The sequence below is a fragment of the Vibrio sp. 1557 genome, from assembly GCF_033340175.1.
Classification (GTDB): Bacteria; Pseudomonadota; Gammaproteobacteria; order Enterobacterales; family Vibrionaceae; genus Vibrio; species Vibrio alginolyticus.
This window is the reverse complement of the sequence record NZ_JAWOVZ010000021.1, coordinates 55,527-74,082: the sequence shown is the minus strand read 5'-3', so window position 1 is coordinate 74,082 and position 18,556 is coordinate 55,527. Positions and strand designations below refer to the sequence as shown.

Here is an 18,556-nt window from a genome sequence, read left to right as displayed (position 1 = left end):
GTTCTTTTAGTTGTTGATTTCATAACACTCTCCAATTTTTTGGGGGGGAAAGTGTCAACCTTATTTAGGACGGCACAAACGCTAAAGTTAGAAAGGCCATCATTATGATGGCCTTTTTATTTTTGTCAGGTTTTCCAACCTTGTGGAATGCTTTGGTGAATGCAGTCTAAAAGTACGGATAAGCGCAGTGGTGGTCGTCCTGCTGGTGTATAGCAGTTAATGGAAATAGGCTCAGAAAGCCAACCTTCTAAGCAAGGCGTGATTCGCCCTGGGTGATGTTTCTCATAGCCGTATGCTGTCCAAGTCGGCAGCAGTCCAATACCATGACCATTCGCGATACTGTCTATTTGCATTGCTATGTTGTCGCTGTATAAGCGACTAACAAAGGGTTCTAAAAAGAACTCACCGTGTTGAGGGTGTGCTAGCATCAATCCATTTTCTTGCACTGAACCAAAATCGATCCATGGATGTGCTTCAAGTTCTTTGGGGTGCGGTATAGGCCCATGTTGTTTTAGATAATTTGGAGAGGCAAAAGGCGTATAGCGAAATACCCCCAGCACTTCTTTTCGCCAGTCTAGCTCTTTACGTTCACCGAGCCAGATGAACAAATCTGGGTCATGATGCGCCTCAGAAAAGTCACTGGTAAGTTGAACTCTAACATCGGGATTATCAGCAAGAAAACGATTGAGTACGCCGCCGAGCCAGCTTCTAACTAAGGCAGTATGACAAACAATATGCAGTGGCCCTGAAACTTGGTTCGTTAAACCTTGCAGTGCATCATAACTCTCTTCGCTTAACTCAAGAATCTGGCGGCTGTAGTGGGCAAAGATTTCTCCAGCTCTTGTCAGAACTAATCGATTACCTTGTCTGGCGGTTAGAGCCTGACCGAAGTCTTCTTCTAATTGTGCCAAGCGACGACTTAGCGTTGATTTTGGCTGATTAAGGGCTTTAGCAGCGGCTGTCAAACTTTTATGCTGATTGAGCGCATCAAAGGCTCTAATTGATGCTAAGTCGTGCATATTTCTTTTACTCCTTACTGCGTTATGTACGAGTTCCATAAATGGAAAGAACCGTTCCATAACTCTCACTATGCATCTCATTCTATTTGTGAATAATTCACTTTCGAAAATAATAATCATTATCAATTATGGAGATGTAGATGTCTACTCTTAGACTGCCAGTTATTACCGCAACTGGTATTTTAGCCTTCGTCAGTGTCCCTCATGTTTTTGCCAATGATGCAGTTTCTAAAATGGAAACAGTGGTTGTAACTGCATCAAGTTATGAGCAATCTCAAGCGGACGCGCCTGCAAGTATTAGTGTGATTTCACGTGAGGAGTTGGACTCCCGTTATTACCGCGATGTGACTGATGCACTAAAAAGTGTGCCAGGTGTTGTCGTGACAGGTGGTGGTGATACCACCGACATTAGTATCCGTGGTATGGGTTCTAAATACACTTTGATACTGGTCGATGGTAAACGTCAAAGTACGCGTGAAACTCGTCCAAATAGTGACGGCCCTGGTATCGAACAAGGTTGGTTACCTCCTCTTCAAGCGATTGAGCGAATCGAAGTTATTCGTGGCCCAATGTCGACGCTTTACGGTTCTGATGCGATTGGTGGTGTGATTAACGTCATCACACGAAAAGATGCGCTAGAGTGGACGGGTAATGTTCAACTGGGCACGGTACTACAAGAGAATAGTCGCTCAGGGGGAGAGCAGAGCGCGAACTTTTTCGTTAATGGTCCGTTGGCTGAAAATTTATCTCTCCAAGTATATGGTCAGTACACAACCAGAGAAGAAGATGACATCGAATACGGTTATGAAGATAAAGATATGCAGAGTATCTCTTCAAAACTGACTTACCAGATTAATGATCGCCACTCGGTGCAATTAGAAGGCGGCACGTCGGCACAAAGTCGTCGTGGTAATGTAGGCCTTTCAGTGCCGACCACTGGGTGTCGTGGTGGGTGTGAAGACTCACTGAATGAATATCGTCGTAATTACGTAACGGTAAGCCACAACGGTGATTGGGATTCGATTGGCATTTCAGATACTTACTTACAGCGAGAAGAGAGCGAGAACAAATCTCGTGAGATGACGATCACCAACACCACGTTCAAATCGAGCTTGGTGACTGGTATCGGAAACCATACGTTGACGACGGGTGTGGACGCCACTCATGCAGAGCTTGAGGATTTCACCTCCAACAAAGCGTCATCGAAGACTGAAACATCGAATACGCAGTGGGCTGTTTTCATTGAAGATGAATGGAGAATCGCTGATCCGTTTAGCGTTACGCTTGGTGGTCGTCTAGATCATGACGAAAACTATGGCGCGCACTTTAGTCCGCGTGTTTACGGTGTATGGCGAGTTGATCCGTCTTGGACGGTGAAAGGCGGTGTGGCAACAGGTTTCCGTTCTCCACAATTACGTGAAATTACTCCTGGCTGGGCGCAAGTCAGTGGTGGCGGTAATATCTACGGTAACCCAGATCTTGACCCTGAAACGTCGCTAAACAAAGAAATCAGCGTCTTGTATCAAGGTGATTCTGGCTTAGATGTCTCTTTGACAGCGTTCCATAACGAATTCAAAGACAAGATCACACGTGTTGTTTGTCCAGACACTATCTGTACTGATGGTCCAAACCAATGGGGAGCAGATCCAACGTACCGTATTAACGTGGATGAAGCCGTCACACAAGGTATTGAAGCGACCTTAGCATCGCCGTTAACGGAAACCATTTACCTTAGCTCGAGCTACACATTTACCGACTCAGAGCAAAAAACAGGTGAATACAAAGGCATGCCGCTGCAGCAGTTACCAAAGCATCTGTTTAATGTGGATGTGACTTGGCAAACGACAACAGATCTAGAGAGCTGGGCGAAAGTCACGTACCGAGGTAAAGAAATGGATCCGGTTACTGGCCCATCAAGAAACAGTATTGTAGAACCAGCTTATACCTTTGTGGACGCCGGTGTGACATACCAGTTAACCGACAATACTCGTATTAAAGGCGCTATCTATAACTTGCTAGACGAGGAAATCAGTTACGAAGAATACGGATATATTGAAGATGGTCGTCGCTACTGGTTAGGTTTAGACGTCGCATTTTAATTATCTATCGTTGTAATAAGGTCGAGCATAGTCTCGACCTTTTTTAATCCTGCTTTACTGTGATTCAACAGGTGCGTTTGTCAGCCTGATCAGGTAGTATCTGTGACACGAAATTTTTGGTAGGGCGAAGGATAAATGCTAAAGGTTGCGATCAATGGATTTGGACGTATAGGTCGTAATGTTCTGCGAGCGGTGTATGAAAGCGGAAAACACCAGCAGATCAAGGTTGTGGCGGTTAACGAACTAGCTCAGCCAGAGGCGATGGCACACCTACTGCAATATGACACCAGTCATGGTCGCTTTGGTAAAAAAATTTCCCATGACCAAGAACATTTGCATGTTCATCATGACAGCGGTGAATATGATTCCATTCGCATTCTCCACCTCTCCGAAATCGAATTACTTCCTTGGCGTGATTTAGAAGTTGATATCGTCTTGGATTGCACTGGCGTATTTGGTTCGCAAGCGGATGGGCAAGCGCATATAGAAGCAGGCGCGAAGAAAGTACTGTTTTCGCACCCGGGCGCAAACGACCTAGATAATACGATTATCTATGGCGTGAACCACGAAACTCTGAAAGACGAGCACCGTGTTGTCTCCAATGGCTCTTGCACCACCAACTGTATCGTTCCCATCATTAAAGTATTAGACGAAGCCTTCGGCATAGAGTCTGGCACCATTACCACAATTCATTCGTCCATGAATGATCAACAAGTAATTGATGCGTATCATAACGACTTACGCCGTACCCGCGCTGCAAGCCAATCTATTATTCCGGTGGACACTAAGTTGCATAAGGGGATTGAAAGAATCTTCCCGAAATTTTCCAACAAATTCGAAGCCATTTCCGTTCGAGTTCCGACAGTTAACGTCACTGCAATGGATTTAAGTGTCACAATTAGTACAAATGTGAAAGTTAATGACGTAAATCAAACCATTGTTAACGCATCTCAGTGTACATTACGTAACATTGTTGACTATACTGAATCGCCACTCGTTTCCATCGACTTTAACCACGACCCCCATAGTGCGATTGTGGATGGAAGCCAGACTAGAGTGAGTAACGGGCAACTCGTAAAAATGCTCGTTTGGTGCGACAACGAATGGGGCTTTGCTAACCGGATGCTGGATACTGCCTTAGCAATGCAAGCTTCTTCGCAAGTGGAACAGTAATGACGAAGAAGTGATGGAGAATTTTTATTTCTAGCCTTGAAATAAATCCATAATATCTCCATATCTATAACCAGTTTGAAGAATTAACAGGCTTGGCAGGGTTGCCGAGTTTTCAAAAACTTTAATTATTAAATATTTGAGAGGACACATCATGTCTGTAATCAAGATGACTGACCTGGATCTTGCAGGTAAACGTGTATTTATCCGTGCTGACCTAAACGTGCCAGTAAAAGACGGTAAAGTAACTTCGGATGCACGTATCATCGCATCTCTTCCAACTATTAAGCACTGCCTAGAAGCAGGCGCTAAAGTAATGGTTACGTCTCACCTAGGTCGCCCAACTGAAGGTGAATACGCTGAAGAGTTCTCTCTACAACCAGTTGTTAACTACCTAAACGACGCACTAGATTGCGAAGTGAAGCTAGCAAAAGACTACCTAGATGGCCTAGAGCTAAATGCGGGTGAACTTGTTGTTCTTGAAAACGTTCGCTTCAACAAAGGCGAAAAGAAAAACGACGAAGAGCTATCTAAGAAATACGCAGCACTATGTGACGTATTCGTAATGGACGCATTCGGTACGGCTCACCGTGCTCAAGCATCTACTCACGGCGTTGGTATGCACGCAGACGTAGCATGTGCTGGTCCTCTACTAGCGAACGAACTAGAAGCGCTAGGCAAAGCAATGGACAAGCCAGCTCGTCCAATGGTTGCTATCGTAGGTGGTTCAAAAGTTTCTACTAAGCTAACGGTTCTTGAGTCTCTATCTAAAATCGCTGACCAACTCGTTGTTGGTGGTGGTATTGCTAACACATTCATCGCAGCTGCTGGCCACAACGTTGGTAAGTCTCTATACGAAGCAGACCTAGTTGAAACAGCTAAGAAGCTAATGGACGAGTGTGCAATTCCAGTAGCAACTGACGTTGCATGTGCGAAAGCATTCGACGAGAACGCAGAAGCTGAAATTAAGCACGTTTCTGAAGTACAAGACGACGACATGATCTTCGACCTTGGTCCAGATTCAACTGCTGAACTAGCTGAAATCCTTAAAAACGCTAAGACTATCCTATGGAATGGTCCAGTAGGCGTATTCGAATTCAAGAACTTCGAAGCAGGTACTAAAGGTATCTCTGAAGCTATCGCAGCTTCTGAAGGCTTCTCTGTTGCTGGTGGTGGTGACACGCTAGCGGCTATCGACAAATTCGGTATCAAAGCGGATGTATCTTACATCTCTACTGGCGGCGGCGCTTTCCTTGAGTTCGTAGAAGGTAAAGTTCTTCCAGCAGTAGAAATGCTAGAAGCACGCGCTAAGTAATTAAAGCAAAGCGGGGGAGTGATTCTCCCGCTTTCTTGTTTGCTGCAACGTGTGAGGAACTCTGCTAGAATAGCCTCAGTTGTGAGCAAACGTTTGCAAGATTTTCAACTTAACAAGTTTTGTTTAAAAACGACAGATAAATAGGATTACATCCATGTCTAAGATCTTCGACTTCGTAAAACCAGGTGTTATCTCTGGCGATGACGTTCAGAAAGTATTTGAAGTTGCAAAAGAAAACAGCTTTGCACTTCCAGCAGTAAACTGTGTGGGTACTGACTCTGTAAACGCAGTACTTGAAGCAGCTGCAAAAGTTAAAGCTCCAGTTATCGTTCAGTTCTCTAACGGTGGCGCTGCTTTCTTTGCTGGTAAAGGTCTAAAACTTGAAGGTCAAGAAGCTCAAATCCTAGGTGCTGTTGCTGGTGCGAAATACGTTCACGCTGTAGCTGAAGCTTACGGTGTTCCAGTAATCCTACACACTGACCACGCAGCTAAGAAACTACTTCCTTGGATCGACGGTCTACTAGACGCTGGTGAAGAGTACTTCGCGCAAACTGGTAAGCCACTATTCTCTTCTCACATGATCGACCTTTCTGAAGAGTCTCTAGAAGAGAACATCGAAATTTCTGCTAAGTACCTAGAGCGCATGGCTAAAATGAACATGACTCTAGAAATCGAACTAGGTTGTACTGGTGGTGAAGAAGACGGCGTTGACAACTCTGATATGGATGCGTCTGAGCTATACACTTCTCCAGAAGACGTTGCATACGCATACGAGAAACTAAGCGCAATCAGCCATCGTTTCACTATCGCAGCATCTTTCGGTAACGTACACGGCGTATACAAGCCAGGTAACGTTGTACTAACTCCAACTATCCTACGTGATTCTCAAGCGCACGTTTCTGAGAAATTCGGTCTTCCAGCGAACTCTCTAAACTTCGTATTCCACGGCGGTTCAGGTTCTTCTCTAGAAGAAATCCGTGAATCTATCGGCTACGGTGTAATCAAAATGAACATCGATACTGATACACAGTGGGCTACTTGGGATGGTATCCGTAAGTTCGAAGCTGAAAACCACGATTACCTACAAGGTCAGATCGGTAACCCAACTGGTGAAGATGCACCAAACAAGAAGTACTACGATCCACGCGTATGGCTACGTGCAGGCCAAGCTTCAATGGTTACTCGTCTAGAGCAAGCATTTGCTGACCTTAACGCAGTTGACGTACTATAATCGTTACTGATTAAGTTACTTAAAAACCCGCTCTTTGAGCGGGTTTTTTTATGTCTATCACTTTCTTCCCCGCTGCTTTCTCCCGATATTTTTATGCGTTAGGTTGTATTTGCTAGTGAGATATCTCACCTTTAACGTTTTTTTAAAGAAAACATGGGAATATCAGTCTTAAGAGTGGCGAAATCAGAGTGCATTGCGTAACCTGTAACAAGTCAGTGTCAGAAAGCTCTGATAAAGTCTTGTTTTGCATATCTTTGCGAAACTCTGACTTTGAAAAAAGTCAGAGTTGGGATATTGTGCCAAAAATCTGACACTGTTCAGTGGAGCAATAGGGATGTTGTTTTAGAAAAGAGCCTTTAAAAAACAAGGTTCATAAATTAACGGCAATTGGATTTATATCTCTTTATTTTTGAGGATAAGAATTATGGCAGGTGAATCGGTGGGTATCGATACCACTTTAACGGATGGTCTAACTCAGGCTGAAACTTGGCTGACAAACAATTCAGATCTACTGGTTCAGTACGGTGTGAACATTATCTCTGCGCTGCTTATTCTGTTTATCGGTAATCTTATCGTTAAGGCAGTCGCTGGTAGTGTTTCTAAAGTACTAGAAAAGAAAAACATGGATAAGGCCGTCGTTGAATTTATTCACGGTCTTGTTCGTTACTTGCTATTTGTAATCGTGCTAATCGCGGCTCTTGGTCGATTAGGAGTTCAAACCGCTTCTGTTGTTGCTGTGATTGGTGCGGCAGGTCTTGCTGTTGGTCTTGCACTACAAGGTTCACTATCAAACTTTGCAGCAGGCGTACTTATTGTTGCGTTCCGTCCATTCAAATCAGGCGACTACGTAGAAATCGGTGGTGTAGCGGGTAGTGTTGAAGCAATTCAAATCTTCCAAACCGTTCTAAAAACACCAGACAACAAAATGGTTGTTGTGCCTAACTCTTCAGTTATCGGCGGTGCCATTACTAACTACTCTCGCCATGCGACACGACGTGTCGACCTAGTGATTGGTGTTTCATACAAAGCAGACCTTAAACTAACGAAGAAAGTGATTCGTGAGACGCTAGAGAAAGATCCACGTATCTTGAAAGACCCAGATATCACAATTGGTGTACTTACGTTAGCGGACTCTTCAGTTAACTTTGTGGTTCGTCCATGGGTGAAAACTGCAGATTACTGGGGCGTATACTTTGATGCAATGCAAGGTATTAAAGAAGCATTGGATGAAAATGGTATCGAGATTCCATTCCCACAAATGGATGTTCACCTGAACAAAGTCGACGCTTAATCAAAAGCAGTCGATATTCAAAAGCGAGGCCAATAGGCCTCGCTTTTTTATATTTCGTAAAGGGTGTGATGACCAGCAAGTAAGAGGCGTTTTAGATGTTTACCTGCAAATCCAAATGTGAACTCAGGTAAGCCAGGCGTATACAGCAACTCTTGATGTTGATAGAGATTGGTATCAACAATGATAGTGATGTATTCCGGTAAGCCTATTGGGCAAACCGCGCCGGGTACGCAACCTAACACTTCGACCATTTCATCGTCATTACAAATAGAGGGACGTTTACCTGTAATCGCTTTAATCTGCTTGGCATCGAGGCGCGAGTCCTTATCTGTCAGATAAACCGCGTAACCTTGTCCTTTGAGTGTTAAAAAGAGGCTTTTGGTATGCGTACCCGTCCAACCAAGCTCTCTCGCAATGCGTATATCTGTCTCAAAGTCTAAAATGGCTTCGTGCTGCCATTCCCGAAAAGGAATAGAGAGCGCGTTGAATCGCTCTCTATTGTTGTTATAAATACGTTTTAGTGACTCCATGTCTTTGCTGCCTTACTACCTGGTGATTACCAATACTTATCAATAAGCTCACTCGCTAAGATATATGCTATTGTGAACATCATCATTGCGATTGCAATGTCGATGGTTTTTTTCACTTTTGGTTGAGAGAGTGTTGGACCTAGTTTGGCTGCTCCTATCGATAAAGTGTAGAACCAAACAAAGGAAGCCATAATCGTACCTAGTGCAAAAGCAATGCGATCATGGCCTTCAAATTGTCCACCGATCGAACCTAGAATAACGACTGTATCTAAATATAAGTGCGGATTAAGCACAGTGACAGCTAACGCACCTAGAATAACCGTTCGACGACCTCGAGCTACGATCTCCCCTTTTGATTCCGATTCACTCTCTGGCTTAAAAGCACTTTTTAGCGAGAGCAGTCCATAGAAGCTCAAGAAAGCAATACCGCCAAGTGTCACCGACGTCAGTAAGATTTCATTTTGAGACAGAATTGCACCACCACCAAAGATACCTAGAGAGATGAAAATCATATCTAGCACGCTACAAATAGTGGCGGTTGTTAGATGGTGGTTACGCTTTATGCCTTGATTCAAAACATACGCATTTTGCGCGCCGATCGGAATGATCATTGATGCTCCTAAACCAAAACCTTGCAATAGAACCCACAAGCTCACACTTCACCTCACTTCAAAATAACAAATACATTTACAGAAAGGGGAAAGATAAAGTGTTTATCTAAATAAGTATAATTAATGATTTTAATCTTACATTAGATAGACTAATTTAACGGGAGGCGTTTGATCAAGAGTGAGAGGAAAGGTATGCGAGGGTTAGATTACAAATGGATTGAGGCATTAGACGCTATAGTTTATCAGGGTAGCTTTGAGCGTGCTGCCGAGCATTTATTTGTTTCTCAATCCGCCATTTCTCAACGTATCAAGCAGTTAGAGAAGTTTCTCGCGCAGCCTGTTTTAATTCGAAGCCAGCCACCTAAGCCAACGCTAATTGGTAAAAAATTGTTGGGTCTTTATCGGCGAGTACGCTTGCTAGAGCATGAAATTCTCCCCGAACTAAAAAATGATACCAGTACGCGACCTGTGCAACTCTCTTTAGCGACTAATGCAGATAGCCTTGCAACATGGCTACTGCCAGCGCTACAAAATGTTATGAAGCAGCGTCAAGTTGAACTAAAACTGACTATCTATGGTGAATACCGCTCTATTGAAAAACTCAAAAGTGGCGAAGTGACAGGAGCGATCAGCTTGGAGTCCCAGCCAATCCCCGGATGCAGAGCAGACTATTTAGGTCGCATCGATTATGTTTGTGTCGCGAGCCCAGAGTTCTATCAGCGTTATTTTTCTAAAGGCGTAAATAATCAGACATTGGCAAAAGCACCGGCCGTTTCATATGACCAATATGATGATCTACATAAAACATTTCTTACCGAGCATTTTAACGTCAATCCTGACAGCGTTATTCATCACAACATCAGTAGTTCTGAAGCGTTTCTAAAAGTGGCGTTAGCTGGTGTTGCTTATTGCTTGATCCCCCGCTTGCAAATTACCGACGAATTAGACAGAGGTGTGTTGGTTGATGTGACTCCAGGTTTTTTAATGTCCCATCGGATTTATTGGCACCACTGGCAGTTAGAAACTGGGGTATTACAAGAAATCTCACACGCGATAGTGGGGTATGCGCAGCAGCATCTACCTCAATAAGTTTGTCAGAGCTGCATATCGTTAACTTAAGTGTGTTTTGTTTAAAAATTACGCCAATGTTACATAGTCAAAGTTGTGTTAGAAGTCACTATGGGTGCTTGGATAATCGGCGGAAGTTTCTATTATGAAACCACACGCTTTCTCAGCCATGATAGTGATGTTGGAATCTGAGATTAAGTACTTAATTTTGTATGGATGGATTTATTGAATGAAATTGTATTCATTTTTGCTGGCTTCAGCACTCAGCCTTACCAGTGCTTCAGTTTTGGCGAATACGCCAGAGTTTGCTCATGTTACGACAACGGGGTATGGCGAAGTGACGGCCACACCTGATATGGCTACGTTTTCTGTAAAAGTAGTCGATACGACAATGACGGCCGAACAAGCGAAATTGTCCGTAGATAAAACCGTTGAAGAGTTTCTAAAAAGCTTGTCGGATGCCGGCTTGTCAAAAGACAATATTACTAGCTCGAATTTATACCTTGCTCCTCAGTACCATTACCCTAAATCAGGAAAAGCAGAACTTGTTGGGTATCGAGCATCTCGCAGTATTGATGTCACGGTGACGGATCTGAAAAACCTTAACCAATACCTAGATATGGCGTTAGAAGCGGGAATTAATCAGGTTGATAATATTCAACTTAAGGTAAGCAACCAAGCCGAGTATCAGCAAAAGGCACGAATGGCTGCGATTAAGGACGCAAGAGAAAAAGCAGGGTCATTAGCGACTGGTTTTGAGAAAAAGTTGGGCGATGTATGGCAGATCAATTACAGACAGATGCACGTTCAGCCTGTGTTAATGCGTTCAATGGCGATGGATAGTAAAGAAGGAGCGAATAGCTACCAAGATTCAACTATGATCATTCGCGATCAAGTCGATGTCATTTATAAGCTAAAGTAAGGCTTAGCAAACAGTAAAAAGCAAAAGGCAGGGAGTCATAACCCCTGCCTTTGTCGTTTCTGTTTCACTGTTTAGTGAAGGATACGAGCACGGATTGTGCCTTCAATGTTTTTGAGCTTTGTTAGAGCTTCTTCTGCTCGTTCAGTTTCAACGTCGATCACTACGTAGCCTATTTCAGCGGCTGTTTGTAGGTACTGCGCGGCAATGTTAATGCCTTCTTCAGCAAAGATGGTGTTGATCTGAGTTAGGATACCAGGACGGTTCTTGTGAATATGAAGCAGACGAGAGCACTCACCACTGTGTTCTGGTAATGACACTTCAGGGAAGTTTACGCTTGAAAGTGTCGAGCCGTTATCAGAGTACTTAGCCAGTTTGCCCGCCACTTCTAAGCCGATATTCTCTTGTGCTTCTTGCGTTGAACCACCAACGTGTGGAGTGAGAATGACGTTATCGAATTTTTGTAAAGGAGACTCGAAAGGGTCAGCATTTGTTTTTGGTTCAGTTGGGAATACATCAATTGCAGCTCCGGCAAGGTGACCAGCTTCTAAGCTATGGCAAAGTGCAGGAATATCCACAACGGTGCCACGTGCAGCGTTGATAAAGATGGAACCTGGTTTCATTCGAGCAAATTCAGCTTCACCCATCATGTTTTTCGTTTCCGGTGTTTCGGGAACGTGCAAAGAAATCACATCACATTTGTTCAATAGTTCACTCATGGTATGTACTTGCGTCGCATTACCAAGGGACAGTTTGTTCTCAATATCGTAGTAGTAAACGCGCATACCTAAGTTTTCGGCAATAATACCAAGCTGCGTACCAATGTGACCGTATCCGATAATGCCAAGGCACTTACCACGAGCTTCGTAAGAGTTGTCTGCACTTTTCTTCCAAATACCGCGATGTGCAAGTGCATTCTTTTCAGGAATCCCACGCACTAGTAAAAGGATTTGCCCAAGTACAAGCTCTGCCACGCTTCGAGTGTTAGAGAATGGTGCATTAAAGACAGGAATACCGCGTTTTGCTGCTGCATCTAGGTTTACTTGGTTAGTACCAATACAAAAACAGCCAATTGCAACCAGCTTGTTCGCCGCATTGATTACCTCTTCGGATAGGTTCGTACGGGAGCGGATACCAATGAAGTGTACGTCTTTTACCGCTTCAATTAGTTCTTCTTCCGGAAGGGAACCTTTATGGTATTCAATGTTGGTATAACCAGCTGCTTGAAGAACTTCAACTGAAGAAGGGTGGAGTCCCTCTAACAAGAGGATCTTAATCTTTTCTTTTTCCAGTGAAACTTTGGCCATTTTTTCTCGTCCTTAAAATGGAAAGGTGGGCTAATGTGGCGCACATTGGACAAAACTATTAAAAAGGGGATAATTAACAGTTTTGTAGGAAGACAAACGTTTCCCTGTGCGTCTTCTGTTCAATAAAGTAACAAAAAAAAATTGCTTTGGGTAAGAAAATTACGGAATAAGAGATAATTTTCTTATAGAAAGGAATAAAAAACGGTGCCTTGCAGCACCGTATGTAATGAAATAACAGAAAAGTGAACCAGATAGGTTCATTTTGGGCTGTTATTTACTCTTCAATTTTTGCACCTTCTGGTGTGCCAGTGATCACTACGTCTGCACCACGATGAGCGAAAAGACCCACAGTCACCACACCAGCGATGCCGTTTATTTTGTCTTCCATTTCTTTCGGGTTGGTAATTTGCATATTGTGCACATCCAGAATCACGTTGCCGTTGTCAGTCACAACGCCTTCACGGTAAGCTGGGTCACCACCTAGTTTTACCAATTCACGAGCCACGTAAGAGCGTGCCATTGGGATTACTTCAACAGGCAATGGGAACTGGCCAAGTACGTCAACTGCTTTAGTGCCGTCAACGATACATACGAACTTATCAGAGATTGCTGCGACAATTTTCTCACGAGTCAGAGCCGCGCCGCCGCCTTTGATCATTTCACGTGCTGGGTTGATCTCATCTGCGCCATCAACATACACATCCAGCTTCATTACATCGTTGCACTCGTATACTTCAATACCAAGCTCTTTAAGGCGCTCAGTTGAAGCGACAGAGCTAGACACTGCACCTTTAATATCATCTTTGATAGTGCCTAGTGCATCGATGAAGTGATTCACGGTAGAGCCAGTACCAACACCGACAATGCTGCCTTTCTCAACATATTTTAGTGCTGCCCAACCAGCCGCTTTTTTCATTTCATCTTGAGTCATGCCAATCTCCTGAATAGATGTTCGTTAACGTTTGCGGGCGTGATTATAGCGGCTTACTTGTCACTTTCCCATTGCCATATTTGGCTTGGGGTCACGATCTTAGGTAATGGAATATCCCAGCTTTCAATTGGTAAGCGTTCTACATGTTGGCAGTCATGAGCGATACCGACAGGTTTAGCACCCTCTCCAGTTATAAACCAACGTGACAGAGTACGATCGTAGTACCCTCCGCCCATGCCTAAGCGGTGTCCGATACTGTCGAACCCAACTAAAGGCGTGCAGATTAAATCAAGCTGGCGAACGGGTTTGAGGTGTCTGATATCGAGCTTGGGCTCTAAGATGCCGTACTTGTTGTAGACGAGCTGTTCATCACTTATATACTGAAGAAACAGTAACTGACCTTTAGAAAAGGGATGGATGACGGGCAGATAAACCGATTTTCCCTGTTGCCATAACCATTCAATGAGCGGTTTAGTATCAAGCTCACCGTCTGCAGAAAGGTAGATGGCAATATGTTGCGCCTGATCGATTTCAGGAAGTTGGGAAAATTGAGTAATAAGGTCGATTCCCGCTTGGTATTGTGTATCACTGCACAGAGCGTTGCGCTTTTCACGAATCAGTTTGCGGAAGTCTTGTCGAGAGAGGTCTGACATAGAGAGAATACCCCAGGGTGCCGTTGAGGATTGTGGCCCTTGAACCAGCTGGTTCAAGGCGGATCAGCAATGACAACCGTAGGCTTCTCGGTGCATGCCGAGCTTGCTCAATAGTTACCAAATACTAACCCTTAGGTATTGCTTATCGGCTCAGGGACTTAAATCCTGCTGACGCACACCCCAGGGTAAATTTTGTATTTACTGCTGTCCTTGCGTAACTTTGCTTAGTGCGTTCTCTAAAGACGCGGTGAGCTTTTCCATTCGCTCAGTAATTTCTTGCTGTTGACCATTGGATTCGTATGACTTGGTGTGCAACTCATAGCAAATATTCAATGCAGCAAAGGTCAGCAGTTGGATTTCATTGGTTACCTTAGTACGTTCGCTCATTTCTTTCAATCGGCGATCCAGATCTTTTGCCGCTGCAACAAGAGACTCTTCTTGTCCTGTCGGACAATTCACACGTGTAAGTTTGCCTAATATTTCAACGTCGATCGCTTGATTGCTCATGATGAATAAACTCTATATTCGCGCTATCTAAGGTGTTGCTTCATACAACTACCGAGGAGCAAACTATAGGAAAACCGCTATTAAGATTCAAGCATTTCCCATCACAGAAAGAGAAATGATGACGAGATCACACAGGAATTGGGCAAATTGAACAAATGCTGTCCAAAATTGAATTTGATAGCCGTTTCAGACCACTAACCTTGATGGTAGGATATACCAATACATTATTACGCAAGAATGAGCCAAGTTATGAGTGAAATCACCCTTCCTGAATACCAATCTATTGCTGCTGAACTGCAATCGGCAAGCCTGGCTGTGACACCGGCGGAGTTACATGGCTTATTTGTTGGCATGTTAAGTGGTGGATTGGCGATCAATGATCAAACTTGGCAGCCGATTCTTTTTGACTACACCAATGATGGGATGGGGTGGCCCTCGACAGCACTCACTTTTGCTCAGAGCATATTCAACGTTACTGTTAATGAGCTTACTGGCACATCAATGGAGCTGTCTTTACTATTGCCAGATGAGCCGGGCGAAGAAGGCTTATTCGCATTAGCCGACAGTGTGTCCGACTTTGTAAACCACTTTATTTCTGGGCTAGGTCTAGCAGGCGTTGCGCTTAACAAAGCATCTGATGACGCTAAAGAAGCACTGGCTGATCTAGAAGAGATTGCCAAATTAGGCATTGATGAAGATGACGATCTTGGTGAACAAGCGCAATTGCTAGAGCAAGTGATTGAGCACATCAAAGCTTGCGTACTAACGATTCATGCTGAATTTGGTGTTCGTCCTGAAAGCAGCGACAAAAAACCTACTATTCACTAATCGTAGACCGTCCAGAGGTTAGTATGAAGCAATATGATGTAGTCATTGCTGGTGGTGCCATGGCTGGTGCAACGTTAGCATTGGCGATTGACCATTTGTCTCAGGGAAAGCTCCGCATTGCCGTCGTTGAGCCTTTTAAAGCACAATCAGATATGCACCCTGGTTTTGACTCTCGCTCAATCGCATTGTCTTACGGTACTGTCAATCTGTTGCGTCAACTACAGCTCTGGACGTCAGTAGAACCGTTTGTCACACCCATTGAACATATCCACGTTTCTGACCGTTCTCATGCTGGGATGACGGAGATTACCAAGCAAGAGGTTGGGGTTGAAGCTCTAGGGTATGTTGTAGAATTAGCCGATGTTGGGCGTGTATATCAAGAATTATTAGACAGTAGCGAGTCAATTACGCTGTTTTGTCCTGACTCCGTTACCGATATCGAGCGCGAGCAAAACTGTACCCATGTGACGTTGAAAAGTGGTGAGCAACTTGAAGCAAAACTGCTGGTGGCTGCAGATGGTGCTGTTTCGACCTGTTGTCAGAAAATTGGTCTAGAACTTTCTGAGCAAGATTTTGAACAAGTGGCTGTCATTGCCAATATTGTGACTCAAGAACCTCATCAAGGTAGAGCCTTTGAACGTTTTACTGAGAATGGCCCTGTTGCTTTATTGCCAATGAGTGACAATCGAATGTCCTTAGTTTGGTGTTTGCACCCTGAAGAAGCCCAAGCCGTTCTTGAGTTATCTGATCAAGCATTTCTCCAGCGTTTACAGAACGATTTTGGTTGGCGTTTAGGCGCGATGAAAAAAGTGGGGCGCCGTGCAAGTTACCCATTGCTTCTTCGCCATCGAAAGCAAAATATTTCACATCGCTTTGCGATTGTTGGAAATGCGGCGCAAACGCTGCACCCGATAGCTGGACAAGGCTTTAATCTCGGTATTCGCGATGTAGTCTCACTAGCAGAAGAAATTGTGCAGCAAAGTGAGGATGTGGGTCTTTATCAAGGCCTGATGCGCTTTAGTCAACGTAGAGAAGCAGATCGAAGCGAAACTATTTGGCTAACCAGTGCCTTAGTGCATGTTTTTTCAAATGATTTACCCGCGATGCGAATTGGCCGAAATACTGCCTTAGCAGCGATGGATAACCTTTCTATTTTTAAGCAGCCGCTACTACGCCATACACTTGGCTTGGTAAAACGATGAACGGCCGCACTGAATTAGGTAATAAAAAGCAATGATGCAAAGTGTAGATATCGCCATCATCGGCGGAGGGATGGTTGGGTTGGCACTTGCTGCCGCGTTCAAAGACAGTGATCTGCGTGTCGCCATTATTGAAGGTAAAGTGCCAGATGATTCGTTGAAAGAATTACCCGATGTTCGTGTGTCTGCGCTGAGCCGCTCTAGTGAGACGATTTTGCGTAAACTTGGTGCTTGGCAGGGCATAGAACAGCGCCGAGCTTCGCCTTACCATGGCATGGAAGTATGGGAACAAGATAGCTTTGCCAGCATTGAATTTAATGCACAAAGTATGGCACAACCTGATTTAGGGCATATTGTTGAGAATCGTGTGATTCAACTTGCACTGCTTGAACAAGTCCAAAAGCTCGATAACGTCACGATGTTTATGCCTGCACGTTGCGCGACTCTCGCGGTCGGTGAGCAAGAAAGCTGGCTGACGCTCGATAATGGCCAAGCCATGACCGCTAAATTAGTGGTCGGAGCCGATGGGGCGAATTCGTGGCTTCGCCATCAAATGGATATTCCATTAACGCATTGGGACTATGGTCATCATGCTTTGGTCGCGAATGTCAAAACTGTTATGCCACACAACAGCATTGCGCGCCAGATATTTACTCCTCACGGACCGTTGGCATTTTTGCCAATGTCGCAACCAGATATGTGCTCTATCGTTTGGTCCACGGAGCCAAATCGAGCAGAGCAGTTAGTGGCAATGAGTGAACATGATTTCAATAAAGCGTTGACGAGTGAGTTTGATGCTCGACTTGGTCTATGTGAAGTAGTGGGAGAGCGTGCTGCGTTTCCTTTGAAAATGCGCTATGCGCGAGATTTTGTTGTCGAGCGAGTCGCGCTGGTTGGTGATGCGGCCCATACCATTCACCCATTAGCGGGGCAGGGTGTGAATTTAGGTTTATTAGATGCGGCCAGTCTTGCTCAAGAAGTATTAGCACTTTGGAAGCAGGGACAAGATATCGGTAGTAAACGCAACCTAAGAAGCTACGAGCGTTGGCGAAAAGCGGAAGCGGCAAAGATGATCGCTACTATGCAAGGGTTTCGAGATTTGTTCTCTGGCGAGAACCCTGCTAAAAAGCTTGTTCGTGGCATTGGCTTGAGTTTAGCGGGGCAACTGCCCGGAGCGAAAGATGAGATCATGAAGCGCGCGCTTGGTTTAAAGGGACACTTGCCGGATCTGGCGCGTCAGTAAGTGCAAAGCGAACTTCAAATACACAAAAGGCTGGTTAATCCAGCCTTTGTTTTATCAACATTTTGCTAAGCATATGCGCATCGGAGTTTCATTATTTCTTGATTGATCTCTTTGACCGCTCGGAAATGGCGTTGCTCTGCTTTCTCCGGCAGTATTAACTTACCGTTATCAAACTCGAATCTACCGACCCCGTAAATATAAATTCTTCCTTTAAAAAGACGACTTATATGTTTAGCAATCATACTTGGTGTATAGCGCTTAAACAGTCTCATATTTACTTTCCTTTTATCTAACCTAGCCTAGGTATTCTACGTTCTGGACGCGAAAATTATTGTGACAGCAATAGTATTAAATACAGATGTAGGGTGTTGCGTCAGAGAATTGTGTTGTCTTAGACAATTTGACAGTGTCATCTCTTAAATAGCGTGAGGATTACCCCAAAAATAACCTCTCTAAAGGAACCCTTACGCCAATACACTCCTTTTTACGTGACGCATTAAGCAATAGTTTTGTTACAGAATTAAGAATAGAACGAAAACGGTTGTTTGCTAGTTGTTTCTATTAAGGTCGTGCTTCGCGTAACACACTTTACGTTCTAACGATTAGAGGAAATGAAAGAGAAAAAGTTCCACGTA

Annotated in this window: 18 protein-coding genes and 1 other RNA gene; 10 read left to right on the top strand and 9 right to left on the bottom strand. The window is 44.2% G+C overall.

All coding sequences use genetic code 11. The features are described from left to right. Nucleotides 1-125: 125 nt before the first annotated feature. Nucleotides 126-1,019, bottom strand: a complete 894-nt coding sequence (locus tag R7070_RS19685) for a LysR family transcriptional regulator (protein WP_053306784.1) — start codon at nucleotides 1,017-1,019, stop codon at nucleotides 126-128. A gap of 140 nt (nucleotides 1,020-1,159) precedes the next feature. Between R7070_RS19685 and R7070_RS19680 the strand changes: the two genes are divergently transcribed. The 5 genes from R7070_RS19680 to mscS all read left to right on the top strand — a co-directional run bounded on the left by R7070_RS19680 (nucleotide 1,160) and on the right by mscS (nucleotide 8,125). Continuing rightward, nucleotides 1,160-3,118, top strand: a complete 1,959-nt coding sequence (locus R7070_RS19680) for a ligand-gated channel protein (protein WP_054575406.1) — start codon at nucleotides 1,160-1,162, stop codon at nucleotides 3,116-3,118. Between the two features lie 135 nt (nucleotides 3,119-3,253). Continuing rightward, a complete protein-coding gene (gene epd / locus R7070_RS19675) occupies nucleotides 3,254-4,291 on the top strand; it encodes an erythrose-4-phosphate dehydrogenase (RefSeq protein ID WP_005384545.1) in 1,038 nt (345 codons plus the stop codon). 151 nt (nucleotides 4,292-4,442) lie between these two features. After that, a complete protein-coding gene (locus R7070_RS19670) occupies nucleotides 4,443-5,603 on the top strand; it encodes a phosphoglycerate kinase (protein ID WP_005384547.1) in 1,161 nt (386 codons plus the stop codon). Between the two features lie 154 nt (nucleotides 5,604-5,757). Beyond that, the gene (gene fbaA / locus R7070_RS19665; protein WP_005380996.1) at nucleotides 5,758-6,834 is read left to right on the top strand and encodes a class II fructose-bisphosphate aldolase; all 1,077 of its coding nucleotides are present in this window, start codon (nucleotides 5,758-5,760) and stop codon (nucleotides 6,832-6,834) included. Nucleotides 6,835-7,258: 424 nt separating this feature from the next. Then, nucleotides 7,259-8,125, top strand: a complete 867-nt coding sequence (mscS, locus tag R7070_RS19660) for a small-conductance mechanosensitive channel MscS (RefSeq protein WP_005380995.1) — start codon at nucleotides 7,259-7,261, stop codon at nucleotides 8,123-8,125. Between the two features lie 47 nt (nucleotides 8,126-8,172). On the opposite strand, the gene R7070_RS19655 is transcribed toward mscS, so the two are convergent. Both R7070_RS19655 and R7070_RS19650 read right to left on the bottom strand, forming a co-directional pair. After that, nucleotides 8,173-8,655 carry a YbaK/EbsC family protein gene (locus R7070_RS19655; RefSeq protein WP_005380994.1) on the bottom strand — a complete coding sequence of 161 codons (483 nt, stop codon included), beginning with the start codon at nucleotides 8,653-8,655 and terminating at the stop codon, nucleotides 8,173-8,175. Nucleotides 8,656-8,681: 26 nt separating this feature from the next. Beyond that, complete coding sequence (locus R7070_RS19650; protein ID WP_031780897.1) at nucleotides 8,682-9,311, bottom strand: LysE/ArgO family amino acid transporter; 630 nt, start codon at nucleotides 9,309-9,311, stop codon at nucleotides 8,682-8,684. 147 nt (nucleotides 9,312-9,458) lie between these two features. On the opposite strand from R7070_RS19650, the gene R7070_RS19645 reads away from it, so the two are divergent. Further along, nucleotides 9,459-10,355, top strand: a complete 897-nt coding sequence (locus R7070_RS19645) for a LysR family transcriptional regulator ArgP (protein ID WP_025768836.1) — start codon at nucleotides 9,459-9,461, stop codon at nucleotides 10,353-10,355. Nucleotides 10,356-10,563: 208 nt separating this feature from the next. Then, a complete protein-coding gene (locus R7070_RS19640) occupies nucleotides 10,564-11,256 on the top strand; it encodes an oxidative stress defense protein (RefSeq protein ID WP_005384550.1) in 693 nt (230 codons plus the stop codon). A gap of 71 nt (nucleotides 11,257-11,327) precedes the next feature. On the opposite strand, the gene serA is transcribed toward R7070_RS19640, so the two are convergent. The 5 genes from serA to R7070_RS19615 all read right to left on the bottom strand — a co-directional run bounded on the left by serA (nucleotide 11,328) and on the right by R7070_RS19615 (nucleotide 14,651). Then, nucleotides 11,328-12,560 carry a phosphoglycerate dehydrogenase gene (gene serA, locus R7070_RS19635; protein WP_017821632.1) on the bottom strand — a complete coding sequence of 411 codons (1,233 nt, stop codon included), beginning with the start codon at nucleotides 12,558-12,560 and terminating at the stop codon, nucleotides 11,328-11,330. A 274-nt stretch (nucleotides 12,561-12,834) separates the two neighbouring features. Further along, a complete protein-coding gene (gene rpiA / locus R7070_RS19630; RefSeq protein ID WP_005380982.1) occupies nucleotides 12,835-13,491 on the bottom strand; it encodes a ribose-5-phosphate isomerase RpiA in 657 nt (218 codons plus the stop codon). A 53-nt stretch (nucleotides 13,492-13,544) separates the two neighbouring features. Next, nucleotides 13,545-14,144 carry a 5-formyltetrahydrofolate cyclo-ligase gene (locus tag R7070_RS19625; protein ID WP_005384552.1) on the bottom strand — a complete coding sequence of 200 codons (600 nt, stop codon included), beginning with the start codon at nucleotides 14,142-14,144 and terminating at the stop codon, nucleotides 13,545-13,547. Nucleotides 14,145-14,149: 5 nt separating this feature from the next. Next, nucleotides 14,150-14,334: non-coding RNA, 6S RNA (ssrS, locus tag R7070_RS19620), on the bottom strand. An 8-nt stretch (nucleotides 14,335-14,342) separates the two neighbouring features. Continuing rightward, nucleotides 14,343-14,651: a cell division protein ZapA gene (locus tag R7070_RS19615; protein WP_005384553.1), complete on the bottom strand. Its 309-nt coding sequence runs from the start codon at nucleotides 14,649-14,651 to the stop codon at nucleotides 14,343-14,345. A gap of 249 nt (nucleotides 14,652-14,900) precedes the next feature. On the opposite strand from R7070_RS19615, the gene R7070_RS19610 reads away from it, so the two are divergent. The 3 genes from R7070_RS19610 to R7070_RS19600 are packed head-to-tail and all read left to right on the top strand — an operon-like array spanning nucleotide 14,901 to nucleotide 17,921. After that, on the top strand, nucleotides 14,901-15,479 hold the full coding sequence (locus R7070_RS19610) for a YecA family protein (RefSeq protein ID WP_005380976.1): 579 nt from the start codon (nucleotides 14,901-14,903) through the stop codon (nucleotides 15,477-15,479). Nucleotides 15,480-15,502: 23 nt separating this feature from the next. Continuing rightward, nucleotides 15,503-16,681: a 2-octaprenyl-6-methoxyphenyl hydroxylase gene (gene ubiH, locus R7070_RS19605; RefSeq protein ID WP_005380974.1), complete on the top strand. Its 1,179-nt coding sequence runs from the start codon at nucleotides 15,503-15,505 to the stop codon at nucleotides 16,679-16,681. Nucleotides 16,682-16,712: 31 nt separating this feature from the next. Continuing rightward, nucleotides 16,713-17,921, top strand: coding sequence for an FAD-dependent 2-octaprenylphenol hydroxylase (locus R7070_RS19600; protein ID WP_256900272.1), 1,209 nt, complete (start codon nucleotides 16,713-16,715; stop codon nucleotides 17,919-17,921). A 65-nt stretch (nucleotides 17,922-17,986) separates the two neighbouring features. Here the strand turns inward: R7070_RS19600 and R7070_RS19595 are convergent, their stop codons facing one another. Next, nucleotides 17,987-18,193 (bottom strand): DUF1107 domain-containing protein, encoded by a 207-nt coding sequence (locus R7070_RS19595; RefSeq protein WP_005380970.1) that lies wholly within the window; start codon nucleotides 18,191-18,193, stop codon nucleotides 17,987-17,989. Nucleotides 18,194-18,556 lie beyond the last annotated feature (363 nt).